2 protein-coding genes, 2 tRNA genes and 1 pseudogene are annotated in these 6,732 nt (G+C 43.2%); 4 read left to right on the forward strand and 1 reads right to left on the reverse strand.

Annotated features, from left to right (window positions below; all coding sequences use genetic code 11):
- Positions 1–10 precede the first annotated feature (10 nt).
- From ispG to DS742_RS18625, 4 genes are all read left to right on the forward strand, one after another.
- Positions 11–1,078 carry a flavodoxin-dependent (E)-4-hydroxy-3-methylbut-2-enyl-diphosphate synthase gene (gene ispG / locus DS742_RS18610; RefSeq protein ID WP_117418473.1) on the forward strand — a complete coding sequence of 356 codons (1,068 nt, stop codon included), beginning with the start codon at positions 11–13 and terminating at the stop codon, positions 1,076–1,078.
- A gap of 8 nt (positions 1,079–1,086) precedes the next feature.
- A complete protein-coding gene (locus tag DS742_RS18615; RefSeq protein WP_117418474.1) occupies positions 1,087–5,634 on the forward strand; it encodes a PolC-type DNA polymerase III in 4,548 nt (1,515 codons plus the stop codon).
- A 160-nt stretch (positions 5,635–5,794) separates the two neighbouring features.
- Positions 5,795–5,868: transfer RNA gene (locus DS742_RS18620), tRNA-Pro, on the forward strand.
- A 24-nt stretch (positions 5,869–5,892) separates the two neighbouring features.
- Positions 5,893–5,964: transfer RNA gene (locus DS742_RS18625), tRNA-Glu, on the forward strand.
- A gap of 181 nt (positions 5,965–6,145) precedes the next feature.
- Here the strand turns inward: DS742_RS18625 and DS742_RS30050 are convergent.
- A pseudogene (locus tag DS742_RS30050) lies at positions 6,146–6,732 on the reverse strand (transposase); the annotation flags it as partial.

The following is a 6,732-nucleotide window of genomic DNA, read 5'->3' on the forward strand; positions in this document are numbered from 1 at the left end:
AAGCATGGGAATGGAGGCGCTTATGAACAGGGATCACACGAAAACAATTCAGATCGGAGACCGGGTCATCGGTGGAGGCAATCCGGTTCTGATCCAATCCATGTGCAATACGAAAACGCAGGATGTTGCTTCAACAGTTAATCAGATTAAAACGCTGACGGCTGCCGGATGTGATATTATCAGAGTTGCAGTTCCGGATATGGAGTCAGCGGCAGCTATCAGGGAAATTAAGAAACAAATCAGTATACCGCTGGTGGCTGATATTCATTTTGACTATCGGCTGGCTGTAGCTTCCATAGAGTCAGGGGCTGATAAAATCCGGATTAATCCGGGAAATATCGGCTCTCTGGACCGTGTCCGCACAGTTGTGGATAAAGCAAAAGAATACCAGATTCCGATTCGCGTGGGAGTAAACAGCGGATCTCTTGAAAAAAATCTCATTGAAAAATATGGGGGAGTTACTGCAGAGGGCATTGTAGAAAGTGCATTAAACAAGGTGCGCATGATCGAAGAGATGGACTATGGAAATCTGGTTATCAGTATCAAGTCTTCTGATGTACTCATGTGTATCAAAGCCCATGAACTGATAGCAGAGCAAACGGATTATCCCCTTCATGTCGGTATAACAGAAGCGGGAACTCTTATTTCAGGTACCATCAAATCTTCTGTTGGACTGGGAATTATTCTTCATAAGGGAATCGGGGACACCATTCGTGTGTCTCTTACCGGTGATCCGCTTGAGGAAGTGAAAGCGGCTAAGACGATTCTAAGGACCCTGGGGCTTAAACGAGGGGGAGTAGAGGTGATATCCTGTCCCACCTGCGGAAGAACCAGAATTGATCTGATTTCACTGGCAAATCAGGTGGAAGATATGGTTTCTTCTTACGACCACCTGGATATTAAGGTTGCAGTTATGGGCTGTGTGGTAAACGGTCCAGGTGAAGCAAAAGAAGCAGATATCGGTATTGCCGGCGGAATCGGAGAAGGTCTTCTTATAAAAAAAGGAGAAGTAATCAGAAAGGTTCCGGAAGAAGAACTTCTAAGCGCCCTTCAGGAAGAGCTTATGAAAATGCAATAGGTGATAGAATGGCAAAGAAATTTTTGGAAGTTTTTCCAAATTTACATATTACGGATGAATTACGAGAGCTTTTAAATCTGGTAGATGTGGAAAAGGTCACATCAAACAGGGATAGAAGCTCTATTCGTGTTTATTTAATCAGCCCAAGACTGATACATAAACAAAATATCTACAGTCTGGAAAAGGGAATTAAAGAGCAGCTGTTTCCATCGAAGCAGATTACAATTAAGATTATTGAACGGTTCCGTCTGTCCGGTCAGTATACACCCCAGAAACTGTTGAAGATCTATCGGGAAAGTCTACTGGCGGAACTTAAAAATTACAGTATTATTGAATATAACATGTTCCGAAAAGCGCAGTGCCAGTTTCCTGAGCCGGATCTTTTAAAAATGACAGTGGAAGATACCATTGTAACTCATGAAAAAGCAGGAGAACTAAAGCGTGTACTGGAAAAGATTTTTCATGAGAGATGCGGTCTGCCTGTTGAAGTTCAATATGAGTTTATCGCGCCTAAGGAGAATGCACTGGCAAAACAGAAAGAACTGCAGATGCAGCGGGAAGTCGAAGAAATCGTCAGCAGAACCTCGCTTGGAATTCAGGAGAAAAAACGGTCAGACGAAGAATATGGGGGTCCTTCCATGGCAGATGCCCCTCTGGATTCTCTGGCGGCATCCTATTCAGATGAAGTGCCGTTTTTGCAGGAAGCCCAGACTTCTGCTCCAGGGCTTCGTATGGGAGGAAAAAAAGAGGGAGATAAAAAGGAAGCTGGTAAAGCTGCAGAGGCAGAATCGGGAAAGAAAGAATGGAAAGATTACCGGAAGAATTCCTATAATGGCCGCCGTTCCGATAATCCGGATGTTTTATATGGCAGGGATTTTGAAGAAGAAACCATGGAAATTGAAAAGATTGACGGGGAGATCGGTGAAGTTGTGATCCGCGGCAAGATTATCATGACAGACAGCAGAGAACTGAGAAGCGGAAAGACCATTATAATTTTCGATATAACAGATTTTACTGATACGATTACAGTAAAAATGTTTGCAAGGGAAGAACAGCTTGAGGATTTAAAAAATGCAGTTGTTCAGGGCAGCTTTATCAAAATAAAGGGTGTGACTACCATAGACAAGTTTGATGGGGAGCTGACCCTGGGATCAGTTGTGGGTATTAAAAAATCGGAAGATTTTACTGGAAAAAGATCGGACAACAGTTTAGAAAAGCGTGTGGAGCTTCACTGCCATACGAAGATGAGTGATATGGATGGCGTTTCTGAAGTAAAGGATCTGGTAAAGCGTGCAAAGAAATGGGGAATGCCGGCTATTGCAATTACGGATCATGGTTGTGTGCAGTCCTTTCCGGATGCAAACCATGCGCTGGATAAGGGAGATACATTTAAAGTTATTTATGGAGTGGAAGGATATCTGGTTGATGATTTAAAACAGCTTGTTGAGAATTCTAAAAATCAGTCCTTTTCTGATTCCTATGTAGTTTTTGACATTGAGACAACCGGTTTCAGTTCATCCAGAAACCGGATTATTGAAATCGGTGCAGTAAAAGTAATTGACGGAAAAATCAGGGATAAATTCAGCACATTTGTAAACCCTGACGTACCTATCCCTTTTGAGATCGAACAGCTTACGGGGATTAATGACAGTATGGTGCTTCCTCATCCAAAGATCGATGTGATCCTCCCTCAGTTTCTGGAGTTTTGCAAAGATTCGGTTCTGGTGGCCCACAATGCTTCTTTTGACGTAAGTTTTATCTCTTATAACGCACAAAAGCTTCAACTGGAATTTGACCCTACGGTCATTGATACAGTGGCCCTCTCAAGGCTTCTCCTGCCCAGCTTAAACCGGTATAAACTGGACACGGTAGCCAAAGCCTTAAATATTTCCCTGGCGAACCATCACAGGGCGGTTGACGATGCCGGCTGTACGGCAGAGATATTTGCAGCATTTGTAAGAATGCTCAGGGAACGTGGGGTTGAGACACTTGATGAATTAAACAAACTCAGTACCATGTCAGCCGACATGATTAAGAAACTTCCCACCTATCACGTAATTATCCTGGCGTCCAACGATGTGGGGAGGGTTAATTTATACCGGCTGATTTCTCTTTCCCATATTGATTTTTATGCCAGAAGACCGAGAATTCCCAAAAGTGTACTAAGTGAGTACAGGGAAGGCCTGATAATCGGATCTGCCTGTGAGGCAGGAGAACTTTATCAGGCTCTTCTAAGGGGGATTCCGGATACAGAAATAGCCAAGCTTGTGAACTATTATGATTATCTGGAAATACAGCCCCTTGGAAATAATTCATTCATGTTAAGAGATGAAAAGAGTACGGTAAAAACAGAGCAGGATTTAATTGACATTAATAAGCGCATTGTGACCCTTGGAGAGCAGTTTGGAAAGCCTGTGTGTGCTACCTGTGACGTTCACTTTCTTGATCCGGAGGATGAGGTTTACCGGAGAATTATTATGGCCGGACAGGGCTTTAAGGACTCGGATGACCAGGCACCTTTGTATCTTCGGACGACTGAGGAGATGCTTCGGGAGTTTGAATACTTAGGCCCAAACAAGGCAGAGGAAGTGGTCATAAAGAATACAAGAAAAATAGCGGATATGTGTGAACGGATATCACCTGTACGGCCGGACAAGTGTGCCCCGGTCATTGAAAATTCAGATGAAGATTTAAGAAAAATCTGTTACGACAGGGCTCATGCCATCTATGGCGAAGACCTGCCTGCGATTGTTACGGAACGTCTGGAACGGGAGCTGAATTCCATTATTTCTAATGGATTTGCAGTTATGTATATTATTGCGCAGAAGCTGGTATGGAAATCCAACGAAGACGGGTACCTGGTGGGGTCCAGAGGGTCTGTCGGGTCCTCCTTTGTTGCCTATATGTCAGGTATTACAGAGGTAAATTCACTCAGTCCCCATTATTACTGCGATAACTGCCACTATTATGATTTTGATTCGGAAGAAGTAAAGGCATTTACCGGAATGGCCGGCTGTGATATGCCGGATAAAATATGCCCGGTTTGCGGACATCCTTTATCAAAGGATGGGTTTGATATCCCGTTTGAGACATTCCTGGGCTTTAAGGGAGATAAGGAACCTGATATTGATTTAAATTTCTCCGGAGAATACCAGAGTAAGGCACATGACTATACGGAAGTTATTTTCGGAAAGGGTCAGACCTTCCGTGCAGGAACCATCGGTACTCTTGCAGATAAAACGGCATTTGGTTATGTAAAAAATTATTATGAGGAGCATGGAGTAAGAAAACGGAACTGTGAAATTAACCGGATTGTACAGGGGTGTGTTGGCGTCAGAAGAACCACGGGCCAGCATCCTGGCGGAATTATCGTTCTTCCTCATGGTGAGGAAATTTATTCCTTTACACCGGTACAAAGACCTGCCAATGACATGACGACAATGACGGTAACTACACATTTCGATTATCACTCCATAGACCATAACCTTTTAAAGCTTGATATACTGGGGCACGACGATCCGACCATGATTCGTATGCTTCAGGACTTAATCGGATTTGATCCTGTAAAGGATATTCCTCTGGACAGCAGAGAAGTCATGTCACTTTTTCAGGATACATCAGCTCTTGGTATTACTCCTGAAGATATTGGCGGCTGTAAACTGGGTGCCCTTGGAGTGCCCGAATTTGGTACCGATTTTGCCATGCAGATGTTAATTGATACCCAGCCAAAATATTTCTCTGATCTTGTCCGCATCGCAGGGCTTGCTCACGGTACGGATGTATGGCTTGGAAACGCCCAGGCGCTCATTCAGGAAGGGAAAGCTACCATCCAGACTGCCATATGTACCAGAGATGATATTATGATATATTTGATTTCCATGGGAATGGAAGAAGGCTTATCCTTCTCCATCATGGAAAGTGTGCGAAAGGGAAAAGGCCTGAAGCCCGACTGGGAAGAGGAGATGACGGCACATGGAGTTCCTGACTGGTATATCTGGTCCTGTAAAAAGATCAAATACATGTTCCCAAAAGCCCATGCAGCCGCATATGTTATGATGGCATGGAGAATCGCTTACTGTAAAGTGTTCTATCCACTGGCCTATTACGCGTCCTTTTTCAGCATCCGGGCCAATGGCTTCAGTTACGAGCTGATGTGCCAGGGAAGAGAAAAGCTGGAGCATTATCTGGCAGATTACCGGAAACGGATAGACACTCTTTCCAAGAAAGAGCAGGACACTCTTCGGGATATGCGTATTGTTCAGGAAATGTATGCCAGGGGTTATGATTTTATTCCTATCAATATTTACCAGGCGAAAGCCAGACATTTTCAGATTATTGACGGAAAATTAATGCCGTCTTTAAGCAGTATAGATGGACTGGGAGAAAAAGCGGCAGATGCGGTTGTGGATGCAAGTAAGGATGGAAGATTTTTATCAAGAGAGGATTTCAGAAACCGGACGAAGGTCAGTAAGACGGTTTGTGATTTGATGGGAGATCTGGGGCTTCTCGGTGATCTTCCTGAATCCAATCAGCTGTCTCTTTTTGATCTGGCATAAAGCTTGTTTCAGCTGCAGAACAGGATTGTCTGTTCTGCAGCGGGTGATTAAAAGAGTAACTGAATTTTGGCGTTATTTTTCCAGAATTTTAAAAAAAATAAAAAATTTTGAAAATACAGTTGACATTGTCTCAGATTTATATTATACTACGTAACGTAATCGAGGCGTGGCTCAGTTTGGTAGAGCGCTGCGTTCGGGACGCAGAGGTCGCAAGTTCGAATCTTGTCGCCTCGATTTTGTATGAATCATATTCGTACTGGCCTATTGGTCAAGCGGTCAAGACGCCGCCCTCTCACGGCGGAAACCCGAGTTCGATTCTCGGATAGGTCATAATGGAAACTGGAAACCTTCAGGATGAAACCTGGAGGTTTTTTGGGCTCTTTGTCAATAGTTGGGGTGGGATTTCTATGAATCCCGCCCCTTTCTTGCGTTTAGAGCTGCTTTAATGGTTCATTCTACTGTATGCTGTTTTGGGCATGCAAAATAAGCCTCCATATCCCGACCATTTTTCCTATGATGTACAATGAAGTATCCGTGTCCGAAACCGGTTAAAGTTCCTGATTCCATAAGAACTTCGTTTTAATACTTTAATCTTATTGTTAAATCCTTCTGTGACACCGTTTGTAATGCCATATTTAAAGGCATTTAAGATTTCTTTTCTCCAAGACTGGAACGTTTTTGCACATTTCTCGAACTCTTTAATACCGCATCCTCTTGCATTAGATATCCAATCATCGAATTCTTGCTGTTGCTTACGATAGGACTCTAGCTGGCTGATGTCATAAAACCATTCTTTCATCATATGCGCCAACCTTAGGTCATCACTAGTAGGAGAGATATAACATAAAAATCCAGTCTCCTTGTTCTGCGGTGATAGGAAGGAAGAAAGGAATAGTGTTCCAAAAATCGTTTTCCGCAGGAGGTACATAAATAACGTCGTTTTCTTAGAATCAGAATGACGGTTTTACCTTGGAAAGGAGTGTCATCAATTTCCTGAATTCGATAGTCATGAACTCTTTTTGTTTTACAACCACAACAGGGACAGGTCTGCTCAGAAGTTCTGGTTTCAATGAAAAACTTTAAAAAAGAATCTGCCTG

The sequence above is a fragment of the Lacrimispora amygdalina genome (genome assembly GCF_003432035.1).
GTDB lineage: Bacteria > Bacillota > Clostridia > Lachnospirales > Lachnospiraceae > Lacrimispora > Lacrimispora amygdalina.